This window comes from Vibrio sp. 1874 (assembly GCF_033344395.1).
GTDB lineage: Bacteria > Pseudomonadota > Gammaproteobacteria > Enterobacterales > Vibrionaceae > Vibrio > Vibrio alginolyticus.
In genome coordinates, this window is record NZ_JAWPOR010000002.1 from 781,292 (window position 1) to 801,766 (window position 20,475).

General features: G+C 43.0%; 16 protein-coding genes. 10 read left to right on the top strand and 6 right to left on the bottom strand.

Translation table 11 applies throughout. The features are described from left to right. Window positions 1–9 precede the first annotated feature (9 nt). On the bottom strand, window positions 10–612 hold the full coding sequence (tesA, locus tag R8N46_RS07370) for a multifunctional acyl-CoA thioesterase I/protease I/lysophospholipase L1 (protein ID WP_054575991.1): 603 nt from the start codon (window positions 610–612) through the stop codon (window positions 10–12). On the opposite strand from tesA, the gene R8N46_RS07375 reads away from it, so the two are divergent. From R8N46_RS07375 to R8N46_RS07385, 3 genes are all read left to right on the top strand, one after another. Further along, window positions 611–1,303 (top strand): ABC transporter ATP-binding protein, encoded by a 693-nt coding sequence (locus R8N46_RS07375; RefSeq protein ID WP_005376323.1) that lies wholly within the window; start codon window positions 611–613, stop codon window positions 1,301–1,303. The two genes, tesA and R8N46_RS07375, sit on opposite strands and share 2 nt — an antisense overlap. Next, complete coding sequence (locus R8N46_RS07380; protein ID WP_064354775.1) at window positions 1,303–3,759, top strand: ABC transporter permease; 2,457 nt, start codon at window positions 1,303–1,305, stop codon at window positions 3,757–3,759. Before R8N46_RS07375 ends, R8N46_RS07380 begins: the two co-directional genes overlap by 1 nt. Before the next feature lie 352 nt (window positions 3,760–4,111). Beyond that, entirely contained in the window at window positions 4,112–5,551 is a 1,440-nt protein-coding gene (locus tag R8N46_RS07385; protein WP_042520863.1) for an FAD-dependent oxidoreductase, read from the top strand. A 28-nt stretch (window positions 5,552–5,579) separates the two neighbouring features. Here the strand turns inward: R8N46_RS07385 and R8N46_RS07390 are convergent, their stop codons facing one another. From R8N46_RS07390 to R8N46_RS07400, 3 genes are read right to left on the bottom strand one after another with little or no spacing between them, the layout of a single operon-like run. Next, the gene (locus R8N46_RS07390; RefSeq protein ID WP_005376316.1) at window positions 5,580–6,515 is read right to left on the bottom strand and encodes a biotin-dependent carboxyltransferase family protein; all 936 of its coding nucleotides are present in this window, start codon (window positions 6,513–6,515) and stop codon (window positions 5,580–5,582) included. Continuing rightward, entirely contained in the window at window positions 6,512–7,195 is a 684-nt protein-coding gene (locus R8N46_RS07395) for a 5-oxoprolinase subunit B family protein (RefSeq protein ID WP_064369254.1), read from the bottom strand. The genes R8N46_RS07390 and R8N46_RS07395 overlap by 4 nt, the downstream gene beginning before the upstream one ends. Further along, the gene (locus R8N46_RS07400) at window positions 7,195–7,950 is read right to left on the bottom strand and encodes a 5-oxoprolinase subunit PxpA (RefSeq protein ID WP_213879673.1); all 756 of its coding nucleotides are present in this window, start codon (window positions 7,948–7,950) and stop codon (window positions 7,195–7,197) included. The genes R8N46_RS07395 and R8N46_RS07400 overlap by 1 nt, the downstream gene beginning before the upstream one ends. A gap of 319 nt (window positions 7,951–8,269) precedes the next feature. Here R8N46_RS07400 and R8N46_RS07405 point away from each other — a divergent pair, with 319 nt between their 5' ends. Beyond that, window positions 8,270–10,228 (top strand): diguanylate cyclase domain-containing protein, encoded by a 1,959-nt coding sequence (locus tag R8N46_RS07405; protein WP_213972198.1) that lies wholly within the window; start codon window positions 8,270–8,272, stop codon window positions 10,226–10,228. A 54-nt stretch (window positions 10,229–10,282) separates the two neighbouring features. After that, a complete protein-coding gene (galE, locus tag R8N46_RS07410) occupies window positions 10,283–11,299 on the top strand; it encodes a UDP-glucose 4-epimerase GalE (protein WP_005376309.1) in 1,017 nt (338 codons plus the stop codon). A 335-nt stretch (window positions 11,300–11,634) separates the two neighbouring features. On the opposite strand, the gene R8N46_RS07415 is transcribed toward galE, so the two are convergent. Then, a complete protein-coding gene (locus tag R8N46_RS07415) occupies window positions 11,635–13,773 on the bottom strand; it encodes a TonB-dependent hemoglobin/transferrin/lactoferrin family receptor (RefSeq protein ID WP_042520867.1) in 2,139 nt (712 codons plus the stop codon). Between the two features lie 231 nt (window positions 13,774–14,004). Here R8N46_RS07415 and R8N46_RS07420 point away from each other — a divergent pair, with 231 nt between their 5' ends. Next, window positions 14,005–14,892 carry a LysR family transcriptional regulator gene (locus tag R8N46_RS07420; protein ID WP_115386645.1) on the top strand — a complete coding sequence of 296 codons (888 nt, stop codon included), beginning with the start codon at window positions 14,005–14,007 and terminating at the stop codon, window positions 14,890–14,892. A gap of 62 nt (window positions 14,893–14,954) precedes the next feature. Here R8N46_RS07420 and R8N46_RS07425 read toward each other — a convergent pair whose 3' ends face one another. After that, window positions 14,955–17,603 (bottom strand): bifunctional acetate--CoA ligase family protein/GNAT family N-acetyltransferase, encoded by a 2,649-nt coding sequence (locus R8N46_RS07425; RefSeq protein WP_042520869.1) that lies wholly within the window; start codon window positions 17,601–17,603, stop codon window positions 14,955–14,957. A gap of 236 nt (window positions 17,604–17,839) precedes the next feature. On the opposite strand from R8N46_RS07425, the gene R8N46_RS07430 reads away from it, so the two are divergent. From R8N46_RS07430 to yciH, 4 genes are all read left to right on the top strand, one after another. Further along, on the top strand, window positions 17,840–18,409 hold the full coding sequence (locus R8N46_RS07430) for an SPOR domain-containing protein (protein WP_005390018.1): 570 nt from the start codon (window positions 17,840–17,842) through the stop codon (window positions 18,407–18,409). Window positions 18,410–18,558: 149 nt separating this feature from the next. Next, the gene (locus tag R8N46_RS07435) at window positions 18,559–19,548 is read left to right on the top strand and encodes a D-alanine--D-alanine ligase (protein WP_033907069.1); all 990 of its coding nucleotides are present in this window, start codon (window positions 18,559–18,561) and stop codon (window positions 19,546–19,548) included. A gap of 128 nt (window positions 19,549–19,676) precedes the next feature. After that, window positions 19,677–20,063 (top strand): DUF3319 domain-containing protein, encoded by a 387-nt coding sequence (locus R8N46_RS07440; protein ID WP_005376294.1) that lies wholly within the window; start codon window positions 19,677–19,679, stop codon window positions 20,061–20,063. Window position 20,064: 1 nt separating this feature from the next. Continuing rightward, a complete protein-coding gene (gene yciH, locus R8N46_RS07445) occupies window positions 20,065–20,376 on the top strand; it encodes a stress response translation initiation inhibitor YciH (RefSeq protein ID WP_005376292.1) in 312 nt (103 codons plus the stop codon). The last annotated feature ends 99 nt before the right edge of the window (window positions 20,377–20,475 follow it).

Consider the following 20,475-nt stretch of genomic DNA (forward strand, 5'->3'; position numbering starts at 1 on the left):
CCATTAAAATTAGAGATGTTTAATTAATTCTTGAGCAACGAAATCAGCGATCCAAGGTTGTGCATCTGGTTTTGGGTGAAGGCCATCATCCATCATCCATTCTGGTTTGGTGACAACATGCTCTAAGAAGAATGGCATCAAGGCAACTTGTTGATGCTGTGCAAGCTTAGGGTAGATATCGTAAAACATATCGCTATAGCGCTTACCATAATTAGGTGGAACCCGAATTTGCATCATGACAACGTCCGCACCAGAATCTTTTATCATGGTAATCATTTTTGAAAGATTCGACGTAATAAGTTTAGGAGGGAAGCCTCTTAGGCCATCGTTGGCACCTAACTCAATAAGTACCATGTCAGGGCTATGCTGAGTTAGCAACTGAGGTAACCGTGCTAAGCCATTGCCGGTTGTATCGCCAGAAATGCTGGCATTAATAACTGTTACATCTTGACCATGTTCTGACAACGCATCAGGGAGTAAGCTAGGCCAACTCTCTTCGATCGGCATCTGATAGCCTGCACTCAAGCTATCACCCAAGACAAGTAGCTTTTCGCTCGCATGTGAAGTAGCGGAAAAACAAAAAAATAGAACTAAGGAAAGTATACGAATCATGCAAACACCTGTACTTAATGCACCTATTGTTCAAGCCAATTTGGTTTCTAAACAAGTCTCTACTAATCAAGAACAATTAACAATCCTCAAAGACGTAAATGTTGACATCCGAAAAGGAGAAAAAATCGCCATCGTCGGAACTTCCGGTGCAGGTAAGTCAACATTGATGACGTTGCTAGCTGGTCTTGATACGCCGACATCAGGCGAAATTACTTTATTAGGTCATGAATTATCAAAACTGGACGATGAAGCACGTGCGAAAATTCGGGCTGACTCTTTAGGTTTCGTTTTCCAAAGTTTCCTGTTAATCCCGAGTTTGAGTGCATTACGTAATGTCACGCTTCCTTGTCTTTTACGTGGTGAAGCCGAAGATGAAGCAAGAGCAGCGGAATTGTTAGCTGCTGTTGGGTTAGAAAAACGTGTCGACCATCTACCAAGCCAGTTATCTGGTGGTGAACAACAGCGAGTTGCGCTAGCGCGTGCATTTATGACACAGCCTGAGCTGTTGTTCGCAGACGAGCCTACCGGCAATCTTGACCATCAAACCGCAGACAAAGTGATTGAGCTGCTATTCGATCTTAATGAACAGCACGGGACAACTCTGATTTTAGTAACACACGATGGTCATCTAGCAAGCCGATGTGACCGTATCTATCGTATGGAGGCGGGTGAGCTTAAGGAGGAGATATAATGTCTGCAGTATCATCAAGTGAAGCAACATCCACAGAACAAAACAGTACAACACAGCACTCGCCGAATAAAAGTTTGATACGTTGGAGTTTCGGCGAAATAAGGCAGGGGAACCTTTGGCCTATTAGCGTTGCTCTTATTCTCGTGATTGCGAGTATCTTTGCGCTTTCTGCATTAGCAGAACGAATGGAGCAGGTGATCGTCAAGCAAGGGAAGGACGCATTAACGGCAGATGCGGTGTTTGTGTCTGCTAATCCCATTCCGGACACGTTGTTAGCCTCGACTGAAAGCCTTGAACGTTCGATGATGACGCGATTTGCCACTATGGCATTTAGCGATAATGGTATGCAGCTTATTTCGGTAAGGGCGGTGGATGATAATTACCCTTTAATGGGAGAGCTCGTTCTCGAAAATAATCCGGCCGGTCGCGTTAAAGAGAACCAACTCTGGCTTGATGAGCGGATTATGACTCAACTAAACGTAAAGCCAGGTGACAGTGTCACGATAGGCGATGCCGAGTTTACTGTATCAGGCGCAGTATTGATGGAACCTGGCTTGAGCTTTAATCCATTTCGGCAAATGCCTTCTGCATACATTCATCAAAGTGACGTAGATAAAACAGGAGCAATTCAAGTTGGGAGCCGAGTTCAATACCGTCTGTTTTTACAAGCCGATGATAAAATACTAAAGAGCTTACAAGATGATACGCAGCTTTCTCCGAGCGATCGCTGGCGCACGCAAGATACTGCCAGTCGTAGTAATGAGGTTTTTGAACGCACGACGCAGTATCTGTCTTTGACCGTAGCGATTGTCATCATTATGGCGGCGACAACATTGGTTCTTACTTGTCAAAATTACGTGAACAGCCGGACACAAACTATTGCGATGTTGAAAAGTCTTGGTGCGAGCCGCCGATGGATTGAAAAGTGGTTATTTATTCAAGTCACAATCCTTCTCATTAGTGCCAGTGTCGTCGGTCTATTGTTAGGGAGCGGGCTGGAATATTTATTACGCATTCCACTCAAAGACTTATTACCCGACCCACTCCCTGGTTACGGTGTCACACCATTTTTGGTGGCATTTATCTCAGCAGTCTTGATTACGGTGCCTGCTCTCGGTATACCATTGTTAGGCTTGATTAAAACTCCCGCGTTAGAAGTGCTACAGCAGGGTAAAGCGCAACGTTCTTGGAAGCGAATGTTACTTGTTCTAGTTCCCGTTGTTCCACTGCTTTTACTGTATGCAGATAACACCTTAGTTTGGATCGTGCTCACTGGTATAGCGGTACTGTTTGTGGTACTCGCAGCAGTTAGCGTCATACTCACAAAGCTGTTTGCACGTGTTTCAACCCATCCTGCAATGAAGCTTGCGTTGAGTCGTATCAACCGGACGCCAGTAACCAGCGGTCTACAGTTTGGTGCTTTGGCATTATCTTTAATGTTGCTGTCTATCATTTGGCTTGTGCGCAGCGATATTCTCGCTGATTGGGAGAGAACCTTACCTGCAGATGCGCCAAATGTGTTCGCATTGAACATTGGTGATTATGAACTCGATAACTACCTAGAAACCCTAGATAAAAATGGAGTTACGCGGTCACAAGCTTATCCAATAATTCGTGGACGACTAACAGAGATCAACGGTCAAAACGTCAAGGAGATTGATTACGAAGGAGAAGGTTCTGACGCGATACGTCGAGAGCTAAACCTGACATGGGGAGATAGCCTACCAGAATATAATGATGTGCTTTCGGGTGAATGGACAAACAAAGGGAGTGTATCTGTAGAAGCGGATGTAGCAAATGACTTAGGCATCAAACTCGGTGATACGCTGCGCTTTGTAATAAACAGTCAGAATTACGATGCAGTAGTAGATACCATCCGTTATGTCGAATGGCGTGACATGAAGCCTAACTTTTATTTTATTTTCTCATCTGACGTGATGGCTAATTTACCTGGTTCTTACCTCATCAGTTATAGGATTGAAGAAGGAAATGAAGCGTTGTTGACGTCAATGTCACGTGCTCACCCAACGGTCTCTGTTTTAGATATCCGAACTATGGGCGAGAAAATTCAGGCTTTGATTCAGCAAATCGTATCAGCAATCACCATCCTTGCTCTTTTAGGCGTTGTTGCTGGTCTGCTGCTCATCTTTACGCTACTGAGGTTAAGCTTGTCCCAACGCCAACAAGAGATTCGTTTGTATCGCACATTAGGTTCAAGTAAGAAACGGATCAACACAACCCTGTGGGCCGAGTACGGAATTATGGCGTTGATTGCTAGTGGTGTTGCGGTATTCGCTGCGGAAGTTTGTGTGGCCGCAGTCATGACATATGGATTCGATCTCAATGCACAAATTCACCCCGAATTGTGGATAGCTTTACCGCTTGCAACATTTGTTACGTTGGCACTTGTAGTGATGAGTTTGTTGAAAAGATTGTTAACGCCAGTAAACACTTAATCGCAGCGAGTGTTATCAAGTTTGGAACACTCCATGACACTTTTATTTTAGTTATCCACAAAAACAGTGGATAACTTTTGGGATAACTAAATGGGGTAAAAAGTGGGGTGTTTCTGCAGGCTTTGCGCCATGGGTCTTACAGTGAAATTCTTATTCACATAGACACAAAAAAGTGTCTTCTTAACCATGTCGTCAAGTACTTTTTCGCAAATTTTTTCTACTTTAATGCACTTTACAGGCGCTGTTGGATATTTCGCAAACCCATGAACTTTTTGTGATTTTAATCAAGTCCAAACACGAGTAGAATCCACCGTTAGTAAAGAATTTTCCTTATAAAATTTTTAGTGAAGCAATGAAGTCTGAGTTTCCAAGTTATAAAGATAAGCATATCGCTGTTGTTGGTGGCGGTGTAGCAGGTGCAACAGCAGCAATTCATTTTGCGGAGCTGGGTTTTAAAGTTTCCGTAATAGAGAAGGGCGTATCACTAGTAAATGGTCCACCCATTTGTCATTTGCATGCTGGTGGTAATTTATATCGAGAGATTTCCGAGCAACAATGCTTAGACTTGTTAGCACAATCTATCGATACTGTTCGCCTGTATCCGCTTTCACTGAATATTCGTCCGACAATCATCGCGGTTCCTCATTCCGATGGTGGAGACCCATCCACACTAGTTCCGCGATTAGAGGTTGTGAAAAGTGCTTATCAGACGCTCGTTGATAAAGATGAGAGTAATAAAGTGCTCGGCGAGCCAAGCGAATACTACAAACTGTATTCAAAAGCGGAGCTAGAAGCTCTCGCGCAACGTACTCAACCAAGTCATCCTACAAACTTCGATGAGTGGTGCATTCCTTTTGCTCAACATGCTGATCTTGAAGCGCTAAAGTATCCTGTTGTCGCAGTTCAAGAATATGGTTGGAGTGTTTTTCGCCTCGCCGCAATTGCCAACTTAACACTAGATACGCTTCCTAATGCTTCGGTCTTCACACAAGCAACGTTTAAGCAAGCCGATTGGATGGGGGAACACTGGCAACTTGGCTATGAACGTGAAGGTATCGATTACCTGATGACATGCGACTACTTGGTTAACGCGTGTGGCTTTGAAACAGGCTCAATTGACAACACAGTTGGTGCCAAGCGTGACAGGTTGGTGGAGTTTAAAGCCGCTTACGTTACGAGGTGGGCAGACTGTCAACAACAATGGCCAGAAGTTATTTTTCATGGCCCGCGTGGAACCGATAAAGGAATGGCTCAATTGACGCCTTATGGCGATGGTTACTTTCAACTTCATGGTATGACAAAAGGAATCACGCTGTTTGAAGATGGTTTAGTGGAGAGCACGAACTCATCTGCTCAACCTGAACTGCCTATGCCTTTACTCTCGAAGATCCGTAACGGCTGGAGAGAAGAAGTGTTAGAAGAGCGAACGAACAATGCCATCAAACACATGGCGCAGTTCATTCCCGACTATCACTCTGCTGTAAAAGGAGGAAAAGCATTATTTGGCGCTCAGCAAATTCCCGGCACAGATCCAGTACTCAGAGCGGCAGATGTGACTTTTGAAGATAACCACTACGCGAGAATAGAGGTGGTAAAAGCGTCATCGACACTACTCGCAGCGCAAAAAATGCTTCAATTCTGGTTTGACATCGATCCTAACCAAAATGTGGAAACACAGCATCCGGTCGCTGTGAAGTGGTCTGAACAAGAGGTCGAGCAGTACGCGATTAAACTCACTCAAGAGCGAGGCTATCCACAAGCTTTAGCAGTGCGTTATGGTATGCCTGCATAATCGGCTGTGTTTGGGCTCAGTGGTTGTATTAATACCCAAAAAACTGAGCCCATTGGCACCATACTTCTTGCAAGCCTAGTCTATCTCCTTTCACAAAATTGACTTTTTGTCCGGGTTTCGCCTGTGCCAGTCTAGGTAAGTCAATACGAGCTACGCAGCCAAATTTAGGATACCCGCCAATAGTCTGGTGATCGTTGAGCAGCACAATAGGGTTACCATCGCTAGGTACTTGAATTGAACCTAATGCAATTCCCTCTGATAGGACGCCTTCGTAAGGTGGACGAATGTTATTGCCCTCAAGACGGTAGCCCATGCGATTCGAATTGGGGGAGATGATGAATGCTTTGTTGTAAAATGCTTGGCGAGCGTCTTCATCAAAGTCCTCGTTCTGATAGCCTTCAATCACTCTCAGCTTAATGGGTAAGTTGTAATCTGGTTTAAAGCGAAACGTCATTTGCCTTGGTTTACGTTTCGGTAAGTTATGAGGGACAAAGGGAAGAATATCGCCAGCTTTCAAAGCGCCACCATTTGAATCATAACCACCTAGAGATTCTCGCAAGACGGTCGATGCGCTTCCTAAGTGCTGAGCAACATTGAATCCACCTTTAACCGCTAGGTAGGAGCGAAGTCCATTCCTTGCGACTCCGAACTGAAGCTTCTGTCCTTTTTTCAACGTAAAGTCAGACCAATTTGAAATAGGTTCACCATCTATTTTTGCATTTAAATCACCGCCACATATAGCAAGGTGGCAGTTATGCAATGCAATAAAACAAGCGTTACCCAGAGTAATTTCAATCGCAACGCAATTGACTACGTTACCAAGCAAATGGTTGGCCCAACTGTAAGCATAGTCGTCGACCGGGCCACCTTGAGTCACACCGACATGCGCTAAGCCAAAACGACCAAAGTCTTGAACTAAAGAGAGCGGTCCTGGCTTTTCCACCAGTAATCCACCGTAACTCATAGTACGCCTCCTAAATCGATAAACTCTTGTTTTGAAATAGCATTAAAGGTGACCTTGTCACCCACTTCAAACGGTATAAAAGGAGGAGAGTCGGAGAAGAGCGCAAGCGGGCTTTTACCAATAATGTTCCATCCGCCAGGACTATCTGATGGATAGACGGCCGTTTTAGAGTCTGCGATTCCTACACTTCCGGCCGGCACTTGAGTTCTTGGTGTGGCAAGCCTTGCCATGTGCAATTGAGTATCAACGTCCGAGAGAAATGCAAAGCCTGGAGCAAAGCCAATTGCAGAAACCGCGTACTCGGTTTTCGTATGCAGGGTAATAAGATCGTCTAATGACAGACCTCGCATTTTAAAACGAGATAGATCTAACGCGGTTTCTTCAGAGTAATATACAGGGATAGTAATGTGATTTGGCTGGGAAAGCTTAAGTGATTGAGTATCAAACTGGCTCACGATTTGTTGCAGCTCATTGGCTAAGTTCTTTTCGTTGATTCGAAAAGGTAAGTAATCAATGAGAATAGTTTGATAGGAGGGGACAACGTTCATAACAATTGAAGCGAAAGTTTCTCTTATGCTGCGAGCAAGCTCTCCTACTGCATTTTCAGAAATACTCTCATCAAACTTAATGAAAATACTGCACTCGGAGATCAAAGAGATATTAAATTTCTCTTTATGCATTAATTTCCTCCAGCGTATAGGCTTTGGCGGATCTTTTGGATCAGCGCGATCGACTCTTCATTGTCACCATGAACACAAATTGTGTCGGCTTCCAATAATATGTAACCGCCTGAAGCGGTTTTGACACGCCCAGAGTCAGCTAAGGTCCGGACTTGCTCAAGTATCGCGTGCTCGCTTTTTAACACGGCATTGGGCTGTGTTCTAGGAGTCAGTAAGCCGTCATCTTGGTACAAACGATCTGCAAATGCTTCAAATAGCAAGGGAACATCATAATCGTCTGCGATTTCTAAGTATTTTTCGTTTTCCTGTGAAGCTAGGATCATTAACGGTACTTTGAACAGTGCTGCCGCCTTAACTACCGCTCTAAATATCGCATCACTTTTCATCATGTCGTTGTATAGAGCGCCATGAGGCTTTATGTAACTGATGTCTGTGTATTGCGCCCGGCATAATGCTTGTAAAGCACCAACCTGATATATAACCATGTTCGTAATTTCATCACCCGTCATGCTTATGCTTCGTCTGCCAAAGCCTTGTAGGTCGGCGTAACCTGGGTGTGCGCCAATATCAACATCGTTGTCATTCGCTAGGGTGATGGTGTCGTGCATGACATTAGGGTCGGAGGCATGAAAACCACACGCGATGTTCGCCATATCAACATGGGGCATCACGTCTTCATCTGCGCCTATACTCCAAGAGCCAAAGCTCTCGCCCATATCACAGTTCAATGTAAGTTGCTGTTTATTCAATGTCATACGTTTTATTTCTACACAAGCAATGGGTTTACGATGCAGGAAAATGCATCTAGGTTCAGTGACTCACTTCATTCTTCTATCATGAAAACGAAGCTTTTTGAGCAGATAGCTGGCGAAAAAGATCACGTTAGTCCATAAAGATGTTGCCGTTATTTGAGTTGATCCGAATTTTAAGGTATTTCGTTTCTTTTCCATCCAATTTTTGAGAATTTAAGGTTATTTTGCATTAGCATCGTGTTAATCTTGTCGCCCTTCATGGGTGATAGATTGCATAATGGTTCTTCTGTCATTTTTGTGGTTGTCTGCGACAGGAATATATATGTCATTACGAGCGAAGCTTATTTGGCCTCTTCTGGTCTTTTTAACGGCTATCTTTGTTATCTCAAAAGGTTACACCTCGTATACTGTATACCAATCGTCTAAGCATGAACTGGTCGAGCAGACAAGAAAGTTGATTAACAACGTTTCTTTCTCAATTAAAGATGCGCTGACGACAAAGGACAAGCAAAAAGCTCAAACTATTCTCGCCAACTTTTTAAACCAGCCAAATGTAACTCGGGTCAAACTTTATGACCAAGATGACCAACCATTCGCTGTTATGGAGATAAGTGGGGCACTGGCACCCGTTCCAAGTCAAACCGAAAGAAGTAGGTTGCACGCTCTAGGCTATGCCTTATCAACCAAATTTCTTTATGTTCTAGAGCCGATTATCCATGATGGCTATGTCATTGGTAGCATGAGAGTTACGCTTTCTCATCGCCCAATTGTAGAAGCCATACAATCTTTACTTCAAGATGGCGCTTTACTTCTTCTGTTTCTGATCGCTGGTGGCACTGTTTTTTACATAAGTATCGAGAGGCTTGTTCTCAGGCCCGTGATGGAACTCAACCGCGTAATAGAGAATGTGACACACGGACGAAACACGGAAAATCAAGCTCGCTATTACGCCAAGGATGAAATTGGAGACCTCGCGAGCTCTTTCAATCAAATGATGAATAGGTTAACAGTACGTGAGAAGCAGCGGCAACATTCGCTAGACACACTAGAACAAAAGCGCGCATTTTCAGAAGAGGTTATCGAATCTGTTCAGCATGCATTAGTTATTACAGACAATTCCGGACGTGTTATTCATTGTAATACGGCGACCCAGCAAATATTTCAAAAAAAATTAGATGAACTTAAATATGCCAATATTCGTGATCTAATTAAAACCAAAACACCGAATGAGCTGAGTCAGATCCTGAGTCGAGGCCTAGAGTGCGATGATATTCACCTCAAAAATGCAGATAACGAACAGCAGTTGAGCCTAACCAGTCGTCGCCTCTCGACACATGAATACTTACTGTTTTCGATTCAAGATATCACCGAAATTGAAGAAGCCATAAACCGGCAACGTGTTGCGGGACGCGTTTTTGAAAGCAGCCAAGATGGTCTCATTGTTCTTAATCATCGCGGTGTCATTACGATGGCAAACCCTGCCGTCACTAAATTAGTCGGCTTAGAGGTGGATCAGCTTATTGGGAAGTCATTCATCCAAACGCTAAAGTGGCGCAAGTTACAGGAAATGATGCCTAGTATCATCGAGTCGATAGAAAATTATGGCGTTTGGCAAGGTGAAGTTATCGAGAAGAACCATATTGGTCAGTTTGTACCGATGTTTGCTCGAGTCAATCGTATCGTTAAGTGTGAAGACTATGGTTTCTATGATCTGGTTATTGTTCTTACCGACCTTTCCGGCGCAAAAGAGATGGAACGATTGGAGCATTTAGCTCATCACGATGCTTTAACGGGGTTAGCCAATCGATCTAAGTTCCATTTAGAGTTGGAACAACTAGTACAACGCTCTGGATACTTGCGTGACGAATTTGCAGTTTTGTACCTCGATCTGGATGGATTTAAAGAAGTTAACGATACCTACGGTCATGATGCAGGTGATGAAGTTTTGAAAAAAGTTTCCGAGCGTCTAACATCTGCGACGAGACATAGTGATTTAATCGCAAGACTTTCTGGTGATGAATTTGTCATGTTGGTAAATCCCGCCAATCAAAAAGTGGTCACCCGAATAGCAGAACAGTTGCTCGAGAGCATATGTGCTCCAATTGAGTACAAAGGTCACTTACTCAAAGTTGGCGTTAGTATCGGCGTAAAATTAGTCGGCGTAAATGAGCGCGATGCTACTCGAGTTTTAAAAAGTGCGGATACGGCAATGTATCAAGCAAAGAAAGCCGGAAAAGGCCAAGCAATATTAATGGGATGCGAATTACAAGAGACAGTTTAAATCGTAACGTCAAAGCTTTAAACTAACCCAATTCGCGTCAGAAGGAATAATAAAATGAAAGTACTCGTTACGGGTGGTATGGGCTATATCGGTAGTCATACGTGTATTCAAATGATCGAAGCTGGCATGACGCCAGTGATTCTAGACAACCTGTACAACAGTAAATCTACGGTATTAGATCGAATTGAAAAGGTATGTGGTGTAAAGCCAACCTTCATTAAAGCCGATATCAGAGATAAATTGGCGATGGTAGAAGCACTAAAGTCGCACAATATTGAAGCTGTTATCCATTTTGCAGGTTTAAAGGCCGTCGGTGAGTCTGTAGCAAAACCTTTAGAGTATTACGACAACAACGTTAATGGCACTTTAGTATTGGTTGATGCAATGCGTGAAGCCGGAGTTAAATCGTTGGTATTTAGTTCATCAGCGACTGTATATGGTGATCCTGCATCTGTACCCATCACAGAGGACTTTCCAACTAGCGCAACTAACCCATATGGGCGCAGCAAATTAATGGTAGAAGAGTGTTTAACCGACTTCCAAAATGCGAACCCTGACTGGAGCATTACACTTCTTCGTTACTTTAACCCGGTAGGTTCACATCCAACAGGCGAGCTAGGTGAAGATCCTCAAGGTATTCCAAACAACTTAATGCCGTTTGTTTCTCAAGTTGCGGTAGGGCGCAGAGAGTTCCTTTCTGTGTTTGGTAGTGATTATCCGACCAAAGATGGCACAGGCGTACGTGATTATATTCATGTAATGGACTTATCTGATGGTCACGTTGCTGCATTAGAAAAAGTAGGTAGCAAAGCTGGCCTTCATATCTATAACCTCGGTACTGGTAACGGCTACAGTGTACTGGACATGGTGAAAGCATTTGAAGCCGCAAGTGGTAAAGATGTCCCATACCAACTTGTTGAGCGTCGTCCAGGTGATATTGCAGAGTGTTGGGCGGATCCATCAAAAGCGATGAATGAGTTAGGTTGGAAAGCAACTCGCACTCTAGAAGAAATGACTGGCGATACATGGCGCTGGCAGTCTACTAACCCTCAAGGTTATCCAGATGCCTAATCTTTAATTTACATAATAGTAACAAAAAGGCGCGTGATTGCGTCTTTTTTGATCCTAATCGGAAAAAATCGTAAATTACTGGTTAAAAGGTAGCAAGTATATATAGAGCTGTTAAACTATGCCCGACTCTTAATTTGGGTTATAAATTTTCTCATAGCTATTGGGGTAGTTCATGGAACTCGGTCTGATCATCACTTTCATCATTGCAGCAGCAGTAATGGTGAAAAAAGAGATGGCAAAACAGTAAACTTTCATTTTTCATACTTTTCTTTACATTTTTGAAATGAAAGCCATAAAAAAAGCCAGCATTACGCTGGCTTTTGTGTTTTTAAGGTTTAGAACTCGTATTTAACACTAATGTTGTAATTACGCTCAGCTTGCGTTTTGTCTCGACTTAACTCAGTCTTACCGCGAACATCGTTCCAAAGATGGTATTCTTCATTCGTTAGATTCATAACACCAGCACGAATGGTTATATCTTTCATTGGTTTGTAGTACGCCGTTAAGTCAACGACTGTCGCAGACGGCAAAGCAACTTGGTCTTTGATTCCGCCTTTATCACCATCAGAGTTGATATCACTGTTCGATTTCTTAGCCGTGTAGTTTACTTTTAGGCTTGTCCCCCAAAGTGCATTTGGTGAATCGTAATTTACAGCAGCTACGGCATTCCATGGGTTTACACTGTTCAAAGGATTACCATCACCATCTTCACCTTCTGTGTATGCTGCAACAAAGCGAGTTGTCACGCCTGATGGAAGACCAGCAATAGCATGCCAATCAAGACGGTTAGAGAGCTCAACCCCTTTAATGTTTGCTTCACTAATATTGATATTTGTGAATTCAGTTAAACCACCATTGTTTGATGACGTTTGCTCAATAAAGTCACTGTAATCACTGTAGTAGAACGCTACTTCAGTTGCCGACGCTGCAGTGTTATGACGGTAACCAAGCTCATAAGACAAACTCTTTTCAGATCCCAAATTTGGGTTAGGGCGGTTGGTATAGCCATGAGCCGGATTATCGTAGGTGTAGTAAAGCTCGTCGAACGATGGCGCTCGGAACCCTTGGCTCACTTGCGCGAAGATCGTGCCTGGTTGCGATATAGAGTAAGTTGCTCCTAAACGACCAGTTAATGCAGAGTCGCTAAACTTCTCGAATGACTCTTCAGAAGTATTTGAAGGATTAGTAGAGAAGTAATCGTAACGCACACCTGGAGTCAGAATTAGCTTGTCATTAAGAAGCGAAATTTCATCTTGCAAGAATAAACCAAAGCTTTCTTCTTTTGCATCCGGTGTGTAAACGTAAACAGTATCTGGCGTGCCAGGATCGGAATTAAACTCGCGATTGGTATTACTGATGTCACTATGTTTGTACGATATTCCGTAAACAATATAGTGATTTTGAATCTCTTTATCTAACTGAGTTTCGAATTCAAATTTGTCTTCAGTATATTCGTAATCTTTTTTCTGTTGGTTGTCACCACTAGGCGGTACGTAAGGTGGGTAACCAGGGCTGGCTTCGATAAAGCGATTAGAGACGCCGTTTTCTTCTTTACCAATCCATGTAAGCTTGGACGTGAGCGTATCCGAGATAGCTGCATCTGCAAACCAAATGTGCTTGAGCCCAATGCGATTTTGCTTGGTTGTGTCTTCAGCGTTGAAGTTTTTGTAACTTTTATGTGCGATCTCTGAGTCAGTCTCGTTGTAAATAACTTCTCCCAAGAACTCCAAGCGATGAGCGTCATTCAATTGAGATTGAAGTTTTACCAATAGATCGTTTTTGTAATAATTTTGGTTGTCCACAGAATAGTTATCGTAAGGCGCCTTAGAGAAATTTTGTAGCTCTGCACCATCACGGCGTGTAAAGGCTATAAGTGCTTCTGTATTACCGAAACGCTTTGCTAAAGCTACATGCTCACTAAAAGAGTTATCTTCCGATGAATAAGAGAGTTTAGCTTGACCACCAAAGTCTTTACCATCTTTGAGGAAATCCTTCGGATCTTTTGTTTCGAATGCGACAACACCGCCAATTGCATCACTACCATGTAGGCTAGAAGCTGCTCCTTTAACAATTTCGACACTCTTTAGCATATCGGGGTCGACAGTAACGGCACTAGAATTGATAAACGAATATGGTCCACCGCTGAATACACCTGGTTGAGATGCACCGTCTACTAAGATTTTAACTCGTTTACCTTCCATCCCGCGAATGTTAATACTTTGGACGCCTTGGCGTTGAGTGCCATTAACAGTAACACCTGGCGTATACTCGAATAGGTCATTCAAGTCCTTTACCATGTTTTCTTCGATGTCTTTCTCTGATACAACAGCAACAGAAGCAGCAACAGTGTTTATGGTTTGGTTGGTACGGGTGGCCGACACAACGACTTCTTCAAACTTAGAAGCTTCTTCCGCATAAGCAGTATGGGAAAGGGCAACTAAAATGGAGGCTGACAAAATTGATTTTTTATACATTGGCTTCAATACCTTAGATCCATAATAGGTAACAACACGCGGATATTAATGGATCTAAATGGTAATTACTATCATTACCATTGTCATTTATTGGTTTGTATTGAATCTTCTTCTTTGGCTATGAGCATTCCTAGTCTTTAGTTATCAATATGTTATATTATTTGTCGTTAGTTCTTGATAAGTTCATACAAATACAACGAATGTGATGGATATCACATTAAGAGAGGCCATGTGCAGAGTCCAATTACGTTAGAAGCACTCCATATTCTAGATGCTATTGATCGAAGAGGGAGTTTTGCTGCTGCTGCGAATGAGTTAGACAGAGCCCCGTCATCGCTGAGCTATCAAATCCAGAAACTCGAGCAAGACTTAGACATTATTATCTTCGATCGCTCTGGTCACAAAGCCCATTTTACTGAAGCAGGTAAGCTTATTCTTGAAAGAGGAAGAGCCATTTTACAAGCCAGTGAAAAGTTAGTGAACGATGCAACGTTATTGGCGAATGGCTGGGAACTGGATATTACCATTGCCTTCGATGGCATTATTCCTATATCCAACTTTTTCCCGATGGTTGATGCGTTGGCCGAGGTCAGCTCAACTCGAGTCAGGCTGCAAGAGGAGATTCTGGCTGGTAGCTGGGAGTCGTTGAATACGGGGAGAGCTGATTTACTGATTTGCCCATCACTGGATACGCTTCCTCAAGAAGTTAAGTCAGAAAAAATTGGTAAAATGAGTATGTATTGGGTAGCTTCCGCTGATCACTATGTTCACAAGCGTAGTGGTAAGTTTGATGAAGCAGCGCGAGAAAAGTATCGGATTATTGCTATTGCAGATACCGCACGTGAGCAACCAGCGCTCTCAATTAATATCATTCAAAAACAGCCTCGCTTGACCGTCACCCACTTTACGGCAAAAGTAGAAGCGCTCACTGCAGGTTTAGGTATTGGTACATTACCAAGCCAAATTGCACAACCTCTTATTGATAGTGGTGTATTGAAACGAATCGAAGGCACTGAAGAACAGCCGATGGATATTATTTTGGCATGGCGCCGGAACACTATGGGTGAGGCAAAATCCTGGTGTATTCAGTACTTAAAAAAGAATTGGAAACTAAAGTAACAACGTAACTTTTACTTCTTAGATTCCCATTGATTATCGAATGTAAGAAGTAAAAGTCATCGCTAATGCTGAGCTTTTCCATTTAAAGGGAGCACCATATCTGCCGTACCGTCTGCAAACTGGACATCGATCTCAAACCCCAAGTTCTGAGCCAACATCAACATCCCTCTGTTTGTTGGCATGGTCATTCCAGACATTTGCTTTGTGCCTTTAACTTTGCAATAGCTGATTATTTTCTGCATCAGCACTTTGCCTAAACCTTTTCCTTTCAAATCTGAACGAATCAAAATAGCAAACTCAGCGTCACTATTGTCTGGTGTAATCAATGCGCGGGCTACCCCTATGATAGACGGTCCGTCAGTATTAAACGCTACCGCAACAAACGCCATTTCGCGGTCGTAGTCGATTTGAGTAAAGTTTGCCAAAGCCTCATGGTTGAACTCTCCAACTTCAGAAAAGAAACGCTTATAGAGATCTTCTTTCGATACGCTATTAATGAATTGAGCATGCAGCGGCTCATCCTCTGGCAAGATAGGACGGAGCAGGATAGGTTGGCCATCTCGAAGCGTCACCGTTTCGACAAACTCTGCCGGGAAAGGGCGAATCGCTAGCCGTTTTTGGGCGTCTCCTTCGTACTTACACAGTGTGACATCTGCATCAAGGATAGTTAAATCGCTTCCGGACACTAGTACTGGATGGATATCCAGTTTTTGTATTTCTGGTAACTCAACTGCCATTTGGGAGATACGAACCAAGAACTTCGACAACTCAGTAATATCGAGCGCATCTTTGTGTTTCTGCAGGCGAATCTTTCCAGACTTTAGGGCAACAACGACAAGGTAGCGCGCAAGCGTCATGTTCAAAGGAGGAAGTGCAGCGACGGCATCTTGGGCTATATTCCACTCAGAGCCGCCTTGACCAAGCAAGATCACTGGTCCAAAGACTTTATCTACTGCAATACTAATCCGTAGCTCTTCAGCGCTGCCGAGCTTTGCCATCCCTTGTACCAACAGCCCATGTACATTGGCGGAAGGGTAACTGAGCTTTACGGTATCTAAAATGGATAGCGCTGCGTTGGAAACTTCTCGACTGTTTCTTAAATTTAGAGCGACACCGTGAACATCCGATTTATGAGGAATGTCTGGAGAACGTAATTTAACCGCAACAGGGTATCCAATATTTTCTGCCATATGAACAGCTTCAATGTCGTCAGATGCAATCCACGTAGGCAAAACGTTAAACCCGAACAGCTTAAATAATGGGCTGGTTTGATGCGTATCCAAGGTGACTGTGTTTTTATCCAGTAGTCGTTCGTTTACCCACTCTTTTGCTGAACTCACACTTCCAGAATGTAATGGCTCTGCCGTCGTTGGCGTTTCCATTAGTTGTTTCTGGTTTCGTCTGTATTCGACCAAGTGCATGTATGCTACAACCGCACTTTCAGGTGTTCTATAGGTTGGAATACCTGCTTGAGTAAATGCCAGTCGCGCTTCTCTCGACGTTTGTTCTCCTGACCAGTTGGTCAAGATATTAAAATGCTTATGCCGAGGGTGAGATTTGATGGCATTAATAACGGCTTGAGCAGTTTCAAGAGGATCAGAAACAGCAGAAGGACTATGCATAATCAATATCGCATCTGCACAGTCGTTATTCATCAGTGCGTTAATGGTATCAATATAGCGTTTTTGGGTTGCGTCACCAGACAGATCAATTGGATTTCGAGCACGCCAGTTGGATGGAAGTACTGCTTGTAATTGCTCAATGGAAGCGTCATCAAGCGTTGCGAGTTGGCCACCACGTTCAATCAAAGTATCAACGGACATAACAGCAGGGCCGCCGCCATTGGTGATGATCGCTAAACGCTCTCCACGAAGTGGCACAGAATGCGTGAGTGTTTCAACCGCGGCAAAAAGCTCATGCGTATTGCTGACTCGTAACATACCAGTTCTGCGAATAGCAGAATCGTAAATTACGTCAAGTGTATCTCCGTCTTGCTGCTCAAAAGTATTCATCTCTTTAGAGCGGCCCGCTTTTAGCACCAATATACGTCGGTTACGTGAAGCGGCGCGCGCAGCAGACATAAATCGGCGAGCGTCTTGGATATTATCAACATAAAGCAGAATAGCTTCTGTGTTTCCATCCATACTCAAATAGTCGAGCAAATCTGCAAAATCGATATCCTGTCCACGCCCAATCGAAATGAACGAAGAAAAACCAATGTTCTTATCATTTGCCCAGTCTAAAACCGTGGTACAAACCGCCGCGGATTGTGAGATGAAAGCAATTTTTCCAGGTTTAGCTGCAACAGGGGAAAACGTGCAGTTAAAATTGTGCCAAGGAAGGATGATACCTAAGCTGTTTGGGCCTAAGACTCGAATGTTCAATGATGAGATATCTAAAGGCTTAGGGTCATCAGAGATAACAATCGCAAACGGTGTGCCTCTCTCATCTAGCTCTTTAAGCAACTGCTCGTTACGTGAAACGTTCGTACACAAAATTGCAATATCTGGCGTATAGGGCAGGGAAGCTACATTAGGGTAAGCGATCACGCCAGATACGGCTTTATATCGCGGCGTTACTGGCATAATCGCGCCACCAAATCCACTTTGTAGAAGGTTGCGCATCACAACATGTCCTGCTCGCAATGCTTTTTGAGATGCCCCAATAACGGCCACAGAGTTGGGTTTAAAGAGTTTATGTAGTTTATTCATGCTGACTCCTAGCCGTTTGTAAGTCACGTTGGCTTCTCGGTTTCATATCAATCATAAACGAATAATTTACTGATAAAACATCTTCAGACCAGACATTGCAGAAAATGTGTACGATGCTTATGGAGTTTGTGTTATTCATCACATCAAAATCACAGATTATTGTATTTGATGCTTGATAAACGGCCCTGCTATCGGCATGATTTATCGTAATATTTATCCAGAGCATTTGTTACTTCATGAAAAAAATCGCAATCATCGGCTTGTCAGTTCTGCTTTCTGCTTGTGCATCTGAAACTTACATCACGGATGTGACCTCAGAAAGTTACCGAGAGGACTACAAATCAGATCGTATCTCTAAACCAATTATGGCGTCTGAAAACGCTGTAGTAGAAAAAGACGTACAACCAACTGTTGTGAAAATGACGGCAAAGCCTGAAGAAAAGAAAGTAGTCAAGCTAACGCCAAAAGAGCAGGCGAAGCCAGTTAAGATCGTACCACCAAGTAAAAAGCAAGCTGGCATTCAACGATTCGGCTATACCATTCAAGTCGCAGCTGTGGGTAGCCAAGCTAAAGTCGATCAGTTTGCAAATAAGCTGCCACAGAACGGTCAGCCAATTTGGGAAAACTACAAAGTTGTAAACGGTACTAAGTGGTTCTCAGTTTTATACGGAGACTACGCAACAAGCGCAGAAGCCAAGCAAGCGATTTCGACTTTGCCAGCTCAATTTCAGCAGTTAAGACCATTTGTTAAAAGCATTGATGCAATCAAAAACTCAGCTTACCCAACGCTTAACAAATTAAATTAACACATCAAATAAGGGAGCGAATAGCTCCCTTATTTATTTGCTCAAATCCTATTCGAACAACATTCCTCACATTAAAATTACTGTACGTCACACTTCAAAGGTTTATCATAATAAATAGTATCTTTTGTAGGTCACGGAAAGATGGATTCATGATTAAAAATATTCTTTTACTATGCGGCGGTGGCTCTTCTGAGCACGAGATTTCATTATTGTCTGCAAACTTTGTCGAACAACAACTAAATCTTATTGAAGACGTTCACGTTACACGCGTAGAAATAAAAAACGAAGGTTGGATGACCAACCAAGGTGAGTTGGTTTACTTGGATCTCAATACCAAGCAGTTGTGCTCAAGTGAATCTAATCAAACCATTGATTTCATCGTGCCTTGTATACATGGTTTTCCTGGCGAAACAGGCGACATTCAATCTCTGTTTGAAATCGCAGGTATTCCTTATCTTGGCTGCGGGCCAGAAGCGAGTAGCAATAGTTTCAATAAAATCACATCTAAGCTTTGGTACGACGCTATTGGCATACCCAATACGCCATACTTATTCTTAACGCGAAACGATGAAGAAGCTCACGTTCAAGCTCATAAAGCCTTTGAAAAGTGGGGAAAAGTTTTTGTTAAAGCCGCTCGCCAAGGTTCTTCCGTTGGCTGTTACAGTGTCACAGAAAAAGACAAGCTTTCTAATGCAGTAAATGATGCTTTTGGGTTTTCTGACCAAGTGTTGGTTGAGAAAGCAGTAAAACCTCGAGAACTTGAAGTTGCTGCATATGAGATGAATGGCCAACTACATATCACTAAGCCAGGCGAGGTCATCGCGCCTGATGGTGCTTTTTACTCGTACGATGAAAAGTACAGCAGTTCAAGTCACTCGCTCACAGAAGTTGAGGCGAAGAATCTAACTCAAATACAATTAGATTCCATCCAACACGCGTCAGAGACGGTATTTAAACAAATGAATCTTCGTCATTTATCTCGTATCGACTTTTTCCTAACGGAAGATGATGAGATTTACTTAAACGAAGTAAACACATTTCCAGGAATGACTCCGATCTCAATGTTCCCTAAAATGCTTCAAAACAACGGGCACAAATTTCATGAGTTCTTGGAAGATTGTATAAACAGTGCAAAGTGATTAACGTTATCGAGACGCGTTTTATGATACAAGTTGTTTTCTAGAGCAAGGATTATTCAAGCCGTATTTGAATATTGCTCAGTAGCAATTATGATTATATCAACGCATTAAACAGATGACTCAGTGGTATGGCGATTTCAAATTATAGAGGTTTTAACCTGCAGTCAGTCGGATCAGATGGCAGTGTTTGGAAGGTTAAAATCAAGAACCACGTTTTACAGGGCAGTTTGACGGCGGTAAAGAAAAGCATTGATTGGTGGTGTGACACCGCATCGATTATTGATCCCAAAGAGTTTGCTTCACTCGGACAAAGAGTGCAGCAAACTGGTGTTGCAAAATCAGAGGTCTTTAACGGCTATACTATTCAAAACGATACAGGCCAACCTAACTCTTGGTACTGTATGTTTAATGGTAAACTGATTAAGGGCAGTAAAGCCGCTATTCAACGCCATATCGAAGCTTATTTGGTTGCAAAGCAAAAAGCGATGCAAGCTCAACAACAAAAGAAACAATAGAATGACTCTGGTATATTCAACAGAAACCGGTCGAATTAAACCGGAAGAAGAAAAAGTATCTCGCCCTAAAGGCGATGGTGTTGTTCGGATTCAGCGCCAAACGAAAGGCCGTAAAGGTAAAGGCGTATGCATTGTTACAGGTTTAGACTTGGATGATGCACCTTTAAAGTTATTAGCGGCAGAACTCAAAAAAGTCTGTGGCTGTGGTGGCTCTGTAAAAGATGGCAATATCGAGATTCAAGGTGATGCTAGAGACAAGATCAAGGCACATCTTGAAAAGAAAGGCATGACAGTCAAATTAGCCGGTGGCTAATTTAATATTTCCAGTAAACAAATTACGATTTCGATTCCAGTTTTGACTCGTTGTAATCAAAATCGTCCAGTTAGAATCGAAACCAATCAACCGACAAAA